Source organism: Cupriavidus sp. H18C2 (assembly GCF_049393795.1).
GTDB classification, from domain to species: domain Bacteria; phylum Pseudomonadota; class Gammaproteobacteria; order Burkholderiales; family Burkholderiaceae; genus Cupriavidus; species Cupriavidus pauculus_C.
Window position 1 is genome coordinate 2,418,130 of the sequence record NZ_CP186010.1, and the last position, 15,591, is coordinate 2,433,720.

Annotated in this window: 13 protein-coding genes; all 13 read right to left on the reverse strand. The window is 67.0% G+C overall.

Annotated features, from left to right (window positions below; genetic code table 11):
- Positions 1–8: 8 nt before the first annotated feature.
- Positions 9–2,837, reverse strand: coding sequence for a FimV/HubP family polar landmark protein (locus EPAKOI_RS10870; RefSeq protein ID WP_423192193.1), 2,829 nt, complete (start codon positions 2,835–2,837; stop codon positions 9–11).
- A gap of 303 nt (positions 2,838–3,140) precedes the next feature.
- Complete coding sequence (gene asd / locus EPAKOI_RS10875) at positions 3,141–4,277, reverse strand: aspartate-semialdehyde dehydrogenase (protein ID WP_124683777.1); 1,137 nt, start codon at positions 4,275–4,277, stop codon at positions 3,141–3,143.
- Positions 4,278–4,694: 417 nt separating this feature from the next.
- Positions 4,695–5,762, reverse strand: coding sequence for a 3-isopropylmalate dehydrogenase (gene leuB, locus EPAKOI_RS10880; RefSeq protein ID WP_124683776.1), 1,068 nt, complete (start codon positions 5,760–5,762; stop codon positions 4,695–4,697).
- 25 nt (positions 5,763–5,787) lie between these two features.
- Entirely contained in the window at positions 5,788–6,438 is a 651-nt protein-coding gene (gene leuD, locus EPAKOI_RS10885; RefSeq protein WP_124683775.1) for a 3-isopropylmalate dehydratase small subunit, read from the reverse strand.
- 10 nt (positions 6,439–6,448) lie between these two features.
- Complete coding sequence (locus EPAKOI_RS10890) at positions 6,449–6,580, reverse strand: entericidin A/B family lipoprotein (RefSeq protein WP_066733342.1); 132 nt, start codon at positions 6,578–6,580, stop codon at positions 6,449–6,451.
- Between the two features lie 49 nt (positions 6,581–6,629).
- The gene (gene leuC, locus EPAKOI_RS10895; protein WP_423192194.1) at positions 6,630–8,039 is read right to left on the reverse strand and encodes a 3-isopropylmalate dehydratase large subunit; all 1,410 of its coding nucleotides are present in this window, start codon (positions 8,037–8,039) and stop codon (positions 6,630–6,632) included.
- Positions 8,040–8,397: 358 nt separating this feature from the next.
- Entirely contained in the window at positions 8,398–9,099 is a 702-nt protein-coding gene (locus EPAKOI_RS10900) for an ABC transporter ATP-binding protein (RefSeq protein ID WP_124683773.1), read from the reverse strand.
- On the reverse strand, positions 9,099–9,866 hold the full coding sequence (livG, locus tag EPAKOI_RS10905) for a high-affinity branched-chain amino acid ABC transporter ATP-binding protein LivG (RefSeq protein WP_313835032.1): 768 nt from the start codon (positions 9,864–9,866) through the stop codon (positions 9,099–9,101). Before livG ends, EPAKOI_RS10900 begins: the two co-directional genes overlap by 1 nt.
- The gene (locus EPAKOI_RS10910; protein ID WP_313835033.1) at positions 9,863–11,137 is read right to left on the reverse strand and encodes a high-affinity branched-chain amino acid ABC transporter permease LivM; all 1,275 of its coding nucleotides are present in this window, start codon (positions 11,135–11,137) and stop codon (positions 9,863–9,865) included. Before EPAKOI_RS10910 ends, livG begins: the two co-directional genes overlap by 4 nt.
- Before the next feature lie 15 nt (positions 11,138–11,152).
- Complete coding sequence (gene livH, locus EPAKOI_RS10915) at positions 11,153–12,079, reverse strand: high-affinity branched-chain amino acid ABC transporter permease LivH (protein ID WP_124683770.1); 927 nt, start codon at positions 12,077–12,079, stop codon at positions 11,153–11,155.
- 138 nt (positions 12,080–12,217) lie between these two features.
- A complete protein-coding gene (locus EPAKOI_RS10920; protein WP_124683769.1) occupies positions 12,218–13,345 on the reverse strand; it encodes a branched-chain amino acid ABC transporter substrate-binding protein in 1,128 nt (375 codons plus the stop codon).
- A gap of 575 nt (positions 13,346–13,920) precedes the next feature.
- Complete coding sequence (gene gltA, locus EPAKOI_RS10925) at positions 13,921–15,222, reverse strand: citrate synthase (protein WP_124683768.1); 1,302 nt, start codon at positions 15,220–15,222, stop codon at positions 13,921–13,923.
- A 42-nt stretch (positions 15,223–15,264) separates the two neighbouring features.
- Entirely contained in the window at positions 15,265–15,546 is a 282-nt protein-coding gene (locus EPAKOI_RS10930; RefSeq protein WP_124683767.1) for a succinate dehydrogenase assembly factor 2, read from the reverse strand.
- Positions 15,547–15,591 lie beyond the last annotated feature (45 nt).

A 15,591-nucleotide genomic window follows, 5' to 3' on the forward strand; every position in this document is an offset into this window, starting at 1 on the left:
GGCGAAGGTCAGGCCACGTCGCGCAGCAGCGTGCGGGCCTCGGTCTGCAGCGGGTCGTCCGACTGCTCGACCACTTCCTGCAGCAGTTCGCGCGCCCCTTCCTTGTCGCCGATCTCGATATAGGCGCGCGCCAGGTCCAGCTTGATCTGCATGTCGCGGCTGCCGTCCATGCCCGTGGCGGACAGGGTGCTGGCGGAAACGCCATGCGTGGCGTCGCCCAGCCCTTCGGACGTGACGCGGCTCAGGTCGATCGGCTCGACCAGCTTGCCGTTCTGGAGCATCGTCGGGGCCGGCAGCGGCACGGTCGATTCGGCCAGCGACGGCGCGTCGTACGTGGCCGTGGCCAGCGGCGCCGGCTGCAGCCCGCCCGCGTCCGGCGTGGCCGGATTCAGGTCGAGCGACAGCGCGGACATGTCGAATTCCAGCGGGCGCGAGCGCGTGGGGGTGTCCAGCGCGGGCGCGTGAGCGGCGTCGTGACCCTCGTCGAGGATGTCGTCCAGGCGGGCCACCGGCTCGGCGCGCTCGTTGCCGAAGGCCATCGATGCCGACGCCGGTGCCACGATGGGCTCGCCGGGGGCCGGCGCCGGGAAGGCGTCGAGCGGCAGCGCCAGGTCCGGCATGGCCGACGCCTGCGGCGCGGCCTGCAGCGACTGCGCGGGGTCCTGCGTACGCCATTGGTCGGCCACCGGAGTGGTCGTATCGGCTTCCGCCATCACCTCGGGGGCCACCGACAGGTACAGCGCGTTGCCCGGATCCAGCTTGCGACCCATTTCCGCGACCTGCTGCCAGTCCGCGCTTTGTCCGCCTACCTGGGCGAACATTTCTTCTGCAATCACCCGGAAACCTTCCACATCCTGACGAGTGTTGTAAATCTCCAGCAACTTCAGGCGGATGGCCTGGCGCTCCGGATTCTGTTGCAACGCTTCGCGCAGGATTTCCTCGGCCTGCACGTCGCGTCCGTACGCGATGTACACCTCGGCCTCGGCAATCGGATCCACTTCCGTCGCTTCGGGCGAGTTGTTGCCGATGCGGAAGTCGGCACCGAACACGCTGTGCTGCGACGTGTCGACGCTCTGGCCGCCGGCGGTACCGAACAACGAGTGTCCGCCGGCCATGACCGTGCTTTCCTGGGACAGGATGCTGTCACCGAAGCCGGTGTTCTCGCCGGCCTTCTGCTTCTGGCGGCGGCGATAGTACGCATAACCGCCAAGCAACGCAACCAGCACACCGACGCCGGGCAGCAGCATCGGATTGGCCAGCAGTTCGTCGGCGAACGACGGCTCGGCGATCGGCTGGACAACGGGCGGCGCCTTCCTGGCGGCAGCCGGTGCCGAAGCCGGCGCGGCGGCAGTGGCCGAAGCGGCACCCTGCGGCGCGGATGCGGCGGCGGCCGGGGTGGTGGCAGCGGGGGCCGAAGCGGCTGCGGCGGTGGCTGCGGCCGCAGCGGTGGCAGCGGTCGCCGCCGACGCATCGGCCGTGGCGGCCGGGGCCGGTTCCGGCGTGGCCGTGCTCGGGGCGGCGGCCTTGGCCGGCTCGGCCGGGACCACGGTCGGCGCGGGCGCGGCGGCGTCCGCCGGCTTGGTGCCTGCCGCAGCGGTGGCCGGCGCAGCCGCGGCCTTGGCGGCCTGGTTGCCCTGGTTGAGCTTGGCGATCTCCGCGTTCTTCAGCTCCATCAGGCGCTGCATGTCGGAGATGTTCTTCTCCAGGTCCGTCACGCGCGACTCGGCTTCCTTGAGCTTGCGCTGGTTCGCCACCTCGGCTTCGGCCTTGGCCTGCGCGCCCTTGTCGGCCTTGTCGCCCTTCGACAGCTTCAGTTCGTCGCGCGGGCCGGCGTTCGGCACCGTGGTGTCCTGCACGCGGGCGGTCACATTGCCCGACTGCTCGCGGCCCGACCCGGCTTCCACGGACTTCGCCGCGGCGGCAGCCGCCAGGCGGCTGCGGTAGCTGTCGAAGCCCTGAGTGCGGGCCACCACCTCGCGGCGGGCCTCACGCGGGCTGACGGACTGGGCCTGCTGGGCGCTCGGCACCTTGAGCACGGCGCCAGACTTGATCCGGTTGATGTTGCCGCCGATGAAGGCGTTGGGATTGTTCCGATACAGCGCCAGCAGCATCTGCTCCAGCGACACGGCGTCCTGGCCCTGCGCGGCTTCGCCGGCAATGGCATAGAGCGTGTCGCCGCGCTGGACCGTGTAGTTGCCGTTGGCGGCCACGCCATCGCCCACGGCAGCGGGCGGGGCGGCGCGGCGCGGCTGGCGCGCGGGCGCCGGCGTGGGGGCGGCGGACGGTGCGGCAGGCGCGGCGGCCATGGGCGCCGGCACCGGCGCGGCGGCGGGCGACGCATCGGGGGTCGCGGCCTGCACCACGGTGGTCGGCGAGAACGCCTGGTTCGACGGCTTGGCGCCGGCCGGATCCAGCAGGAACGTATAGGCGCGGGTGATCTTGCCGCTGGACCACGTCATGTCGACGAGGATGTCGACAAACGGCTCGCTGAGCGGCTGGTTGGACCGCACGGTGGCCACGTAGCTGCCGTTCGGACGCTTCTGCACGTCCAGCCGGACGCTGGAGATGGCCGACAGATAGGTCAGCCCGGCACGGGAATAGGCGGACGCCGGGGCCAGCTTGACAGCCAGGCTGTCGGCTTCCTCGGGCGTCACGCCGGTGATATCGATTTCAGCCTGGAGCGGCTGCCCCAGGTTGGATTGGACCCTTAATTGTCCGAACCCCGCGGCATAGGCGGCTGGCTGCGCTAGCAGCAGACCGAATGCCGTGACGGCCAGCGTTGACCAGCGCTGACGGACAGTAGGCGCATCTTTCCGGCGATGTAGGCTCACACTCACCTCGTGCTCCGTTTATGGTTTTAGTAGCAAAAGTTAACCCGATCCCAACAAATGGCTGGCTGGCGGGCGCTGAACCGGCCGGGCTTGCTGCCCGTCCTGGTGCGCGCCCATGTCGCTGCCGTGCATGCCAGATGCGCGGCGGCGATGACCCCGTGGCCAAGCGCATGCCGGCTGTATTGTGACCCAAGCCTGTGAAAAAAAGGGTTCCGGATGCGACAACGCCGCGCTCGGGGCGCGGCGTCGATGAGAAAGCAGGTCATTCTGTTGCCTTGCTGCAACGAAGCGGCAAGGCCAAAGAGGGGGTCAGTCCTCGATCAGAATGCGCAGCATACGCCGCAGCGGCTCGGCCGCGCCCCACAGGAGCTGGTCGCCCACGGTGAAGGCCGACAGGTACTCGCCGCCCATCTGCATCTTGCGCAGGCGGCCCACCGGAATCGTCAGCGTGCCGGTCACGGCGGCCGGCGTCAGGTCCTTCATGCTGGCCTCGCGGGTGTTCGGCACGACCTTGGCCCACTGGTTGTTGGCGGCCAGCATGCCTTCGATCTCGTCCAGCGGCACATCGCGGCGCAGCTTGATCGTCAGCGCCTGCGAATGGCAGCGCATGGCGCCGATCCGCACGCACAGGCCGTCCACGGCGATCGGCGCGGCGCCGGTGGCCCCGACAAAGCCCTCGCCCCGGCCCAGGATCTTGTTGGTCTCGGCGGCGCCCTTCCACTCTTCCTTGGACACGCCGTTGCCGAGGTCCTTGTCGATCCACGGAATCAGGTTGCCGGCCAGCGGCACGCCAAACTGCTTGGTCTCGTCGGCGGACAGGCCGTGCTGGGTCGACAGGATCTGGCGGTCGATCTCCAGGATGGCCGACGCCGGGTTGTCCAGCAGCGGCTTGACCGCGGCGTTCAGCGTGCCGAACTGGGTCAGCAGCTCGCGCATGTGCTGGGCACCGCCGCCCGAGGCGGCCTGGTAGGTCATCGAGGTCATCCACTCGATCAGGTCGGCCTGGAACAGGCCGCCCAGGCCCATCATCATGCAGCTGACCGTGCAGTTGCCGCCGATGAAGTTCTTGACGCCCTTGGACAGCGCGTCCTTGATCACGCCCAGATTGACCGGGTCGAGCACGATGATCGCGTCGTCCTTCATGCGCAGCGACGAGGCGGCGTCGATCCAGTAGCCGTTCCAGCCGGCGGCGCGCAGGCGCGGGAAGACGTCGTTCGTGTAGTCGCCGCCCTGGGCGGTGAGCACCACGTCGCACTGCTTCAGTGCGTCGATGTCGTTCGCGTCTTTCAGCGTGGTTTCATTCTTCGCCATGGCCGGGGCCTTGCCGCCGGCGTTGGACGTGCTGAAGAAAACGGGCTCGATATGGTCGAAATCGCCCTCTTCCTGCATGCGCTGCATCAGGACGCTGCCGACCATTCCTCGCCAACCGACGAGACCTACAATCATGACTTACCTCGGATGTGATGTGAACTTCCCCGCCATTTTGCTTCGCCCGGCGTGGCTGCGCGGGGAAGACGGGCAGGCACGACGAACGATCTAGCGGATCGTTTTGGTAATGGTTTTAATCGTCGTTGCGGTCAGGCCGGTCGAACCCATGCCAATCGCGCCGCGGGGGGCGGTGCGGGCAGCAAAAGCAGTCAGGAGGGACTGGGGGTTTCGGGCCATGACGGGAGAGTCTACACGAATTTGCGGCGATGCCGCAGGGGAAATGACGGGTGTTTTCGTGCTTGCGGGGTGGCTTTCCGGCCCCTGCGGCGCACCGGACGGGGCCGGGGGAGCCGGCGGACGGCAAAACATTGCGCAACCGGCATCGGATGCCGATTGCGCGCCGGTGCCGCCCGCCCCGCCGGCTGCGGCGGGTGCTTACAGCGCCGCCAGCACCGCCTCGCCCATTTCCCGGGTACCAACCTGCTTGCAGCCTGGCGTCAGGATGTCGCCGGTGCGGTAGCCCTGCGCCAGCACCTTCTTGACGGCGTTCTCGATGCGGTCGGCCTGTTCGGCGCGGTTCAGCGAGTAGCGCAGCATCATCGCGGCGGACAGGATCGTGGCCAGCGGATTGGCCACGCCCTTGCCGGCGATGTCCGGCGCCGAGCCGTGCGACGGCTCGTACAGGCCCTTGTTGTTCGCGTCCAGCGACGCCGACGGCAGCATGCCGATCGAGCCGGTCAGCATGGCCGCCTCGTCCGACAGGATGTCGCCGAACATGTTGCCGGTGACGATCACGTCGAAGCTCTTGGGCGCCTTCACCAGCTGCATCGCGGCGTTGTCCACGTACATGTGCGACAGCTCGACGTCCGGGTACTCCTTGCTGACGTCGATCACGATGTCCTTCCAGAACTGGAAGGTTTCGAGCACGTTGGCCTTGTCCACGCTGCACAGCTTCTTGCCGCGCTTGGCGGCCGCCTGGAACGCCACATGGGCGATGCGGCGGATCTCGGGCTCGCTGTAGCGCATCGTGTCGAAGCCTTCGCGGGCGCCCTGGAACAGGCCGTCCGGCGCCTCGCGCACGCCGCGCGGCTGTCCGAAGTAGATGTCGCCGTTCAGTTCGCGCACGATCAGGATGTCCAGCCCGGCCACCAGCTCGGGCTTCAGGCTCGACGCGCCGGTCAGTTCCGGATAGCAGATTGCCGGGCGGAAGTTGGCAAACAGCTGCAAGTGCTTGCGCAGGCCCAGGATGGCCTGCTCGGGGCGCAGCGGGCGCTCCAGGCTGTCGTACTTCCAGTCGCCCACGGCGCCGAACAGGATGGCGTCGGCCTCCTTGGCCAGCTTCAGCGTGTTCTCGGGCAGCGGATGGCCTTCGGCCTCGTAGCCGGCGCCGCCCACCGGGGCGGTTTCCATCTCGAAATTCTCGCCCAGCGCGTTGAGCACCTTGACGGCTTCGGCAACGATCTCGGGACCGATGCCGTCGCCCGGCAGGACTGCAATCTTCATGTCGTATTTCCTTTAGTTTTCGGGATCAGCCCACCAGCCGGTTGCCCAGCCACGGCATGCGGGTCAGCCGCTCGGACTCGAACGCCTTGATCTTGTCCTTGTGGCGCAGCGTCAGGCCGATATCGTCGAAGCCGTTCAGCATGCAGTACTTGCGGAACGGGGCGATGTCGAACGGGTAGCTGGTGCCGCCCGGCGTGGTCACCACCTGGCGGTCCAGGTCGATGGTGAGCTGGTAGCCCTGGAACGCGTTGGTCTCGTTGAACAGGTGGTCCACCTGCTGCTCGGTCAGCACCACCGGCAGCAGCCCGTTCTTGTAGCAGTTGTTGAAGAAGATATCGGCAAAGCTGGGCGCGATCACGGCGCGGAAGCCGTATTGCGTGAGCGCCCACGGCGCGTGTTCGCGCGAGCTGCCGCAGCCGAAGTTGTTGCGCGCCAGCAGGATCGACGCGCCCTGGTAGCGCGGCTGGTTCAGCACGAAGTCCGGGTTCAGCGGACGCTTGCTGTTGTCCTGTCCGGGCTGGCCGACGTCCTTGTAGCGCCATTCGTCGAACAGGTTCGGGCCGAAGCCCGTGCGCTGGATCGACTTCAGGAACTGCTTCGGGATGATGGCGTCGGTGTCGACGTTTTCGCGGTCGAGCGGTGCCGCGATGCCGCTGTGTACGGTGAACTTTTCCATGGTGATGTCCTTACTTCCGGGCGGCGTTCTCAAGGGCCTGCCCGGCAGCCTGCGTGTCCTTGCCAAAGCCGGCAATCGTGTTGCAGCCAGCCAGTTGCAGCATGCCCAGGCATGCCAGCAGCGTGATCACGATCTTTTTCATGTTCTCTCTGTTCGAAAGTCGTGGTTGACCCGATGACCCGTCCCGGCGGTCAGCCGAGCTTGCGGATGTCGACGAAATGCCCCTCGATGGCGGCCGCGGCGGCCATAGCAGGGCTTACCAGGTGGGTACGGCCACCGGCGCCCTGGCGGCCTTCGAAGTTGCGGTTCGACGTGGACGCGCAGCGCTCGCCCGGCTCCAGCCGGTCGGCGTTCATCGCCAGGCACATCGAGCAGCCCGGCTCGCGCCATTCGAAGCCGGCGGCCTTGAACACCTTGTCCAGCCCCTCGCGCTCGGCCTGTTCCTTGACCAGGCCCGAACCCGGCACCACCATCGCCAGCTTCACGTTGCCGGCCACCTTGCGGCCCAGCTTCTGCACGACCCACGCGGCGGCGCGCATGTCCTCGATGCGGCTGTTGGTGCAGGACCCGATGAACACCTTGTCGATGCGGATGGACTCCATCGGCGTGTTCGGCTGCAGGTTCATGTACTCCAGCGCGCGCTCCATGGCGTTGCGCTTGTTCGAATCCTTTTCCTTCTCGGGGTCCGGCACGCGGTCCTCGATGCTGACCACCATCTCGGGCGACGTGCCCCAGGTGACCTGCGGACGGATCTCCTCGCCGCGCAGCTCCACGACCTTGTCGAAGTGGGCGCCAGCGTCGGAATGCAGCGTGCGCCAGTAGGCCACGGCCTGGTCCCATTCCACGCCCTGCGGCGCGTACGGGCGGTTCTTCACGTATTCCAGCGTGATGTCGTCCACGGCCACCAGGCCGGCGCGCGCACCGGCCTCGATGGCCATGTTGCAGACCGTCATGCGGCCTTCCATCGACAGCTCGCGGATGGCCGAGCCGGCGAATTCCATCGTGTAGCCCGTGCCGCCGGCCGTGCCGATCTTGCCGATGATGGCCAGCACGATGTCCTTGGCGGTGCAGCCGCGCGGCAGCTTGCCTTCCACGCGGATCAGCATGTTCTTGGCCTTCTTGCCCAGCAGCGTCTGGGTGGCCAGCACGTGCTCCACCTCGGACGTGCCGATGCCGTGGGCCAGCGCGCCGAACGCGCCGTGCGTGCTGGTGTGCGAGTCGCCGCAGACCACGGTCATGCCGGGCAGCGTGGCGCCCTGCTCCGGCCCGATCACGTGGACGATGCCCTGGCGGTGGTCGTTCATCTTGAACTGCGTGATGCCGTAGGCGTCGCAGTTGGCGTCCAGCGTATCGACCTGGAGCTTCGAGACCGGGTCGGCGATGCCTTGCGTGCGGTCCGTGGTCGGCACGTTGTGGTCCGACACGGCCAGGTTCGCGCTGATGCGCCACACCGGACGCTCCGCCAGCTTCAGGCCCTCGAACGCCTGCGGGCTGGTCACTTCATGCAGCAAGTGGCGGTCGATGTAGAGCAGCGTGGTGCCGTCTTCCTCGACGTGGACGGTGTGGTCATCCCAGAGTTTGTCGTAGAGCGTCTTTGCCATGATGCGGGGGGCAGACCGTCCGACCGCACCCCCGGAGGGGACGACCGGCGCGAATCCGCGCGTTGGTTTGCAGGGGAGTTGTTTTTCCGGATGCCATCGCGGGCAGGCAGGAGCCATTCTGCTGCGTTTCCGGCGGCGCCGGGGATTGCTTGACATCGCAAGCGATTATGCCACCGCTGCCCGCCGCCAGCGGACCGCCCGGCCCGCCGGGGCGACGGTCATTGGCGAAAGGGGGATTTCGTGGATGGCGAAGGGGGCGGGAAGTGGTCGGTGCGGCCGGGGTGGCCGGGGTGGCCGGTGGCCGGAGGCGGCTCCGCTCTCCCGCCGTGGCGGAGAGCGGAGCAAACCGGGGACTGAATCAACCGCCCAGGTAGGCCGCCCGGATCCGGTCGTTGGCCAGCAGGTTGGCGCCGGTATCCGCCAGCACCACCTTGCCGGTTTCCAGCACGTAGCCGCGGTCGGCCACCTGCAGGGCCTTGTTGGCGTTCTGCTCCACCAGGAAGACGGTCACGCCTTCCTCGCGGATGGTGCGGATGATGTCGAAGATCTGGGCGATGATCAGCGGCGCCAGGCCCAGCGTCGGCTCGTCCAGCAGCAGCAGGCGCGGGCGGCTCATCAGCGCGCGGCCGATGGCCAGCATCTGCTGCTCGCCGCCGCTCATCGTGCCGGCCCGCTGGCTGGCGCGCTGGTTCAGGCGCGGGAACAGCTTGAACACGTGCTCGATGCCGGCCTCGATCTCATGGCGGCTGGCAAAGAAGCCACCCATCTTGAGGTTTTCCAGCACAGTCAGGCTCGGGAACACGCGCCGGCCTTCTGGCGAAATGGCCATGCCCATGCGCATGATCTCGTGCGTGTTGCGGCCCGTGATGTCCTGGCCCTCGAACAGCACGCGGCCGCTGGACGCGCGCGGCGTGCCGCAGACGGTCATCATCAGCGTGGTCTTGCCGGCGCCGTTGCTGCCGATCAGGGTGACGATCTCGCCCTGGTTGACCTCGATCGACACGCCCGACAGCGCCTCCACGGCGCCATAGTGGGTGTGGACGTTTTCCAGCTTCAGCATCAGTCCTCTCCCAGGTAGGCCTTGATCACGCGCGGGTCGTTGCGCACCGCTTCGGGCGTGCCGATCATGATCGGCTTGCCGTGCTCCATCACGAGGATGCGGTCCGACACGCCCATCACCAGGCTCATGTCGTGCTCGATCAGCAGCACCGAGATGTTGAACTCGCGGCGCAGGCGGTCGATCAGCTGCTGCAGCTCGATCTTTTCCTGCGGGTTCAGGCCGGCGGCCGGCTCGTCCAGCATCAGCAGGCGCGGCTGGGTAATCATGCAGCGCGCGATCTCCAGGCGCCGCTGGTGGCCGTACGACAGCGTGCCCGCCTCGCGGTTGGCCACGGCGGTCAGCCCCATGCGCTCCAGCCATTCCCCGGCGCGCGCCAGCGCCTCGCGCTCGGCGCGGCGGTAGGCCGGCGTGGCCAGCAGCCCGTGCAGCAGGCCGGCCTTGACCTGCCGATGCTGGGCGACCATCAGGTTTTCCACGACGGTCAACTGGCGGAACAGCCGGATGTTCTGGAACGTGCGGACCAGCCCGTGGCGGGCCACCACGTGGCTCGGCTGGCGGGCGATGGAGTGGCCGTCGAGCATCACCTCGCCGGCGGTGGGCTTGTAGAAGCCGCCCACGCAGTTGAACACGGTGGTCTTGCCGGCGCCGTTGGGGCCGATGATCGCAAAGACCTCGTCGCGGCGGACATCGAACTCGATGCCGTCCACGGCCAGCAGCCCGCCAAAGCGCATCTGCAGGCCCGATACTTTCAGCATTTCAGCGCTCATCGCGGCAACTCCACGTGGGGACGGCTCGCGGGCAGCAGGCCCTGCGGACGCCACATCATCATCAGCACCATCACCAGACCGAAGATCAGCATCCGGTACTCGGCGAAGTCACGCGCCACCTCGGGCAGGATCGTCAGCAGGATGGCCGCCAGCATCACGCCAAGCTGCGACCCCATGCCGCCCAGCACCACCACCGCCAGGATCAGCGCCGACTCGATGAACGTGAACGATTCCGGATTGACCAGCCCCTGGCGCGCGGCGAAGAACGCCCCGGCCAGGCCGGCGAACGACGCGCCCAGCGTGAACGCGGACAGCTTGATGCGCGTGGGGTTCAGGCCCAGCGAGCGGCAGGCGATTTCATCCTCGCGCAGCGCCTCCCAGGCGCGGCCCATCGGCATGCGGATCAGCCTGCTGGTCACGAACAGCGTGAACCCCACCAGCAGCAGCGCCAGCAGGTACAGGAAGATCACCATGTGCTGGCCGGTGTACGGGATGCCGATCAGGTCATGGAAGGTCTTCGCGCCCTCCACGCTCGCGCTGCGCGCCATCTCGATGCCGAACACGGTGGGCTTGGGAATGCCCGACACGCCGTCCGGGCCGCCCGTCAGGCTGGTCAGGTTGTTCAGCAGCAGGCGGATGATCTCGCCGAAGCCCAGCGTCACGATGGCCAGGTAGTCGCCGCGCAGGCGCAGCACCGGGAATCCCAGGATGAAGCCGAACAGCGCGGCCAGTCCGGCCGACAGCGGCAGGCATTCCCAGAACGTCAGCCCGAAATACTGGTTCAGCAGCGCGTAGGTGTAGCCGCCCACGGCGTAGAAGCCCACGTAGCCCAGGTCGAGCAGGCCGGCAAAGCCCACCACGATGTTCAGGCCCAGGCCCAGGATCACGTAGATCAGCGCCAGCGTGGCCACGTCCACGGCGCCGCGCGACCCGAAGAACGGGAATATCAAGCCCACGGCCAGCAGCACCCACACGGCCGCGCGCTGCTGCCTGGCGCCCATGGCGGGCGCGGCCGGCAGCTTCACGGCGCCGCGCGCGCGCAGCAGCATCGGCTTGCAGAGCTGGAACAGGAAGACCAGCGCCACGGCGATCCAGACCGGCCGCCAGTGCGGCTCCAGCACCACCTTGTAGCCGTCGAGCTTGAGCTGCAGGCCCAGCACCGGAATCGTCAGGATGGCCGTCAGCACGGCCGCCGTGACGGCGTTCTTGAGCGTGTCGGAGGCCGACGCCCGCGGCGCCGAGGCCCGCGCGATCGAAGTTGCTTGAGTCATGAAAGTCCCTCCCCCTCAGACCTTTTCCACGTCGGGCTTGCCGAGCAGCCCCGTGGGGCGGAACAGCAGCACCAGCACCAGCAGGCCAAACGCCACCACGTCCTTGTATTCGGCGGGCATGTAGCCAGAGGCGAACGTCTCGGCCAGGCCCAGCAGCACGCCGCCGAGCATCGCGCCCGGAATGCTGCCGATGCCGCCCAGCACCGCGGCCGTGAAGGCCTTGATGCCGGCGATGAAGCCGATGAACGGATTGAGCTTGCCGATCGTCAGCCCGATCAGCACGCCGCCCACGGCGGCCAGCATCGCGCCCAGCACGAACGTGAACGAGATCACGCGGTTGGTGTCGATGCCGAGCAGGTTGGCCATGCGCATGTCCTCGGCGCAGGCGCGGCAGGCGCGGCCCATGCGCGAGTGGCCGATGAACAGCGTCAGCGCAATCATCAGCACCAGCGTCACGCCGACGATCAGCAGGCGCGAGTACGGCACCGTGACCGTGAAGTCGCCGCCCATCTGGAATTCGATGGCGCCCGAGATCAGCAGCGGCACCGACACGTCGCGCGCGCCCTGCCCGATCTGGACATAGTTCTGCAGGAAGATGGACATGCCGATGGCCGAGATCAGCGGCACCAGCCGGGGCCCGCCGCGCAGCGGGCGGTACGCCACGCGCTCGACGGCGTAGCCATAGACGCCGGTGACGGCCACGGCGACGATCAGCGCCGCGCCCAGCACCAGCGGCAGCGGATAGCCGGCCTGCGCGCCGATGGCGGTCAGCGTCACCAGGCCCACGTAGGCGCCGATCATGTAGATCTCGCCGTGGGCAAAGTTGATCATGCCGATGATGCCGTAGACCATCGTGTAGCCGATGGCGATCAACGCATAGATCGCACCCAGCGTCAGGCCGTTGACCAGTTGCTGGGTGAACTGCGGTAGGAATTCGTTCATGCGGGGACCTTGTGGATCGGGTGAGTCCGACGTGCGAGGCGGGCCGCCGTCATGTGGCGGATAATCGACATCGGACCGATACCAAAACGCCCCGCAGGCCGGTTGGCCGCGGGGCGTTTCGCCAGGATGGCGCCGGGTTTAGTTGGCGGCCGTCTTGGTGGCGTCCTTGTGCCACGTGTAGACGACGAACTTGAACGACTTCAGGTCGCCCTTGGCGTCGTATTCGACCTTGCCGATCGGCGTGGTGAACGCGTTCTTGTGCATGTACGCGGCAACCTTGGTCGGGTCCGTGCTCTTGGCGCCGGCAATGGCGTCGCCGATGATCTTCACGGCGGCGTAGGCGGGCATCTGGAACGGGCCGTTGGCGTCGCGCTTCTTGTCGGCGAATGCCTTGACCAGGCCGGCGTTGGCCGGATCGGCCGAGAAGTCGGCCGGCAGCGTCACGAGCATGCCTTCCGATGCCGGGCCGGCGATGGCGGTCACGTCCTTGTTGCCCACGCCTTCGGGGCCCATGAACGTGGCCTTCACGCCCTGCTCGCGCGCCTGGCGTAGCAGCAGACCCATTTCGGGGTGGTAGCCGCCGAAGTAGACAAAGTCCACGCCCTGCGACTTCAGCTTGGTGATCACGGCCGAGTAGTCGGAATCGCCGGCGTTGATGCCTTCGAACACCGCCACGGGAATCTTGGCCGCTTCCAGATCCTTCTTGACCGAGCTGGCGATGCCCTGGCCGTACGACTGCTTGTCGTGCAGCACGGCCACCTTCTTGGGCTTGACCTTGCCGATGATGTACTGCGCGGCTGCCGGGCCCTGCTGGTCGTCGCGGCCGATCGTGCGGAAGATGAAGTTGCGCTTCTTCGTCTCGGTCAGCTGCGGCGCGGTGGCCGACGGCGTGACCATCACGACGCCTTCGTTCTCGTAGATGTCCGATGCCGGGATCGTCGAACCCGAGCACACGTGGCCGATCACGTAGTGGATGCCCTGGCTGACGACCTTGTTGGCCACGGCCACGGCCTGCTTGGGTTCGCAGGCGTCGTCCATCAGCACCGCTTCGAGCTTGTTGCCATTGGCGCCGCCGGCAGCGTTGATCTGTTCGATGGCGGTCAGGGCGCCGGCCTTGACCATGTCGCCGTACTGGGCCACCGAGCCGCTCATGGGGCCGGCGATGGCGATCTTGACGGTTTCGGCCTGGGCCGAGGTGAAGGCAGCGAGGCCGGCCGTGGCTACGGCGGCGGCAATGGCAGTGGACGTGAGACGGGACGTCATCAGGAGCTCCTCGATTATTAGGGGTCATTCCGGGCAGAGTCGGCATGACCGGCGCAATCGAACAACACCCGCGAGGAGGAAGCGTCGCCTGACGTGGCGGACGGTACGGCCCAAAGCGGAAGCCGGGCCTGCGATGAAGACGGTGAAGCGGATGCGGGGCCCGGCGCGTGCTGGCGTGCGCGTCACCGGATGGCCCGGTGTGGCGTACGCCTGAGTTCGGAAAGACAACGTTGATGCGTTCTCTATTGCGCAAGCGCTTCGCCTGCCCCGCTTCCCCAACGCGGCTGGCCGGAAGGGTGGCCCGGCTGCCGGTCGGCAAAGCAGCCCGCATTATAGGGGGAAAGTTGCACCCCGATGAAGCCAAGTTATTCGGCTTTGGCGAAAATCCGACAATTTTTGCGGCGGGTTGCAACCGTCCGGCGGCATGAACCATCGACAAAACCGGGTTTCCCAGCGCTGGTGCATGACCCGGCGGCGGGCCGGGTTGCGCTCGTCCGGCACGGGCCGCACCCGCCGCCGAGGCAAAAAAACGCCCCGGTGAACCGGGGCGTTTCGGGGACGGCGGACCGCCAGGCGGCTTAGCGCTTGGCCATGTCCGGCACGTCGCGGGCGGCGGCGCCGTTGAAGAGCTGGCGCGGACGGCCGATCTTGTATTCCGGATCGGTGATCATCTCTTCCCACTGCGAGATCCAGCCCGGCGTACGTGCCAGGGCGAAGATGCAGGTGAACAGCGAGGTCGGGATGCCCAGCGCGCGCTGCACGATACCCGAGTAGAAGTCCACGTTCGGGTACAGCTTGCGGCTGACGAAGTATTCGTCTTCCAGGGCGATCTTTTCCAGCTCCATGGCCAGCTTGAACAGCGGGTCGTTGTGCAGGCCCAGCTCGTTCAGCACTTCATGGCACGTCTCGCGCATCAGCTTGGCGCGCGGGTCGTAGTTCTTGTACACGCGGTGGCCAAAGCCCATCAGGCGCACGCCCGAGTTCTTGTCCTTGACCTGCTTGATGAACTCGTTGATGTTGTCGACGCTACCGATTTCCTCCAGCATCTTCAGCGCGGCCTCGTTGGCGCCGCCGTGGGCCGGACCCCACAGGCAGGCCACGCCGGCGGCGATGGCGGCAAACGGGTTCGTGCCCGACGAACCGGCCAGGCGCACGGTCGACGTCGACGCGTTCTGCTCGTGGTCGGCGTGCAGGATGAAGATGCGGTCCAGCGCACGCTCCAGCACCGGGTTCACGGTGTACGGCGCGCACGGCGTGCCGAACATCATGCGCATGAAGTTGCCCGAGTACGACAGGTCGTTCTGCGGGTAGATGTACGGCTGGCCGATGTTGTACTTGTACGCCATGGCGACCAGGGTCGGCATCTTGGCGATCAGGCGGATGGCCGAGATCTCGCGCTGGTGCGGATCGTCGATGTCCATCGCGTCGTGGTAGAACGCGCTCATCGCGCCAACCAGGCCCGTCAGCACGGCCATCGGGTGGGCGTCGCGGCGGAAACCGCGCATGAAGAACTGCAGCTGCTCGTGCACCATCGTGTGGTTCATCACCGAGCCCACAAACTCTTCCTTCTGCTTGGCGTTCGGCAGCTCGCCCTTCAGCAGCAGGTAGCAGGTCTCCAGGTGGTCGCACTTCTGCGCCAGTTGCTCGATCGGGTAGCCGCGGTACAGCAGCTCGCCCTTGTCACCGTCGATGTAGGTGATCTTGGAGTTGCACGAAGCGGTCGACATGAACCCCGGGTCATAGGTGAACTTGCCGGTTTGACCGTACAGCTTGCGAATGTCGATCACATCCGGGCCAACGGTGCCCTGGTAGATCGGCAGCTCAACGCTGGGGGAACCATCGGAAAACGATAGCGTGGCTTTCACATCGGACGGCGTCATGTCGGTTCCTTCAAATACTGTGAATAATAGTGTTGACCAAACTCAGACCGAACGCAGCAGGCTGAGTACCCGTTGCATCGGGGGCGTGTCGAGCTCACCGTCCAGCTCCTTGCGGGCAAGCAGCAGGTCCATCAACTCGTTGTCGCTGAGTTCGAACAGCTCGCTCAGCGATGCCACGTCCTCATCGGACAGGCTCTCCTCGTAACGGTTGAAGAAACGTTCGACGATGATGTCGTTCTCCAGGAGGCCGCGGCGGGCGCGCCAGCGAAGACGGGCACGCTTGTGCGGGTCGGCCTGATGGGAGAATGTGGTGGAAAGACTCATGGTCAGCCTTCTTTGACCGGCGGCCCGCCCGACTTGATACCGCAT

Bases quoted from the DNA above. Each gene is read 5' to 3' on its own strand.
- EPAKOI_RS10890 (WP_066733342.1), bottom strand. From the start codon at position 6,580: ATGAAAAAGATCGTGATCACGCTGCTGGCATGCCTGGGCATGCTGCAA.
- gltA (WP_124683768.1), bottom strand. From the start codon at position 15,222: ATGACGCCGTCCGATGTGAAAGCCACGCTATCGTTTTCCGATGGTTCC.
- EPAKOI_RS10910 (WP_313835033.1), bottom strand. From the start codon at position 11,137: ATGACTCAAGCAACTTCGATCGCGCGGGCCTCGGCGCCGCGGGCGTCG.
- leuC (WP_423192194.1), bottom strand. From the start codon at position 8,039: ATGGCAAAGACGCTCTACGACAAACTCTGGGATGACCACACCGTCCAC.
- EPAKOI_RS10930 (WP_124683767.1), bottom strand. From the start codon at position 15,546: ATGAGTCTTTCCACCACATTCTCCCATCAGGCCGACCCGCACAAGCGT.
- leuD (WP_124683775.1), bottom strand. From the start codon at position 6,438: ATGGAAAAGTTCACCGTACACAGCGGCATCGCGGCACCGCTCGACCGC.
- asd (WP_124683777.1), bottom strand. From the start codon at position 4,277: ATGATTGTAGGTCTCGTCGGTTGGCGAGGAATGGTCGGCAGCGTCCTG.
- leuB (WP_124683776.1), bottom strand. From the start codon at position 5,762: ATGAAGATTGCAGTCCTGCCGGGCGACGGCATCGGTCCCGAGATCGTT.
- EPAKOI_RS10900 (WP_124683773.1), bottom strand. From the start codon at position 9,099: ATGCTGAAGCTGGAAAACGTCCACACCCACTATGGCGCCGTGGAGGCG.
- livG (WP_313835032.1), bottom strand. From the start codon at position 9,866: ATGAGCGCTGAAATGCTGAAAGTATCGGGCCTGCAGATGCGCTTTGGC.
- livH (WP_124683770.1), bottom strand. From the start codon at position 12,079: ATGAACGAATTCCTACCGCAGTTCACCCAGCAACTGGTCAACGGCCTG.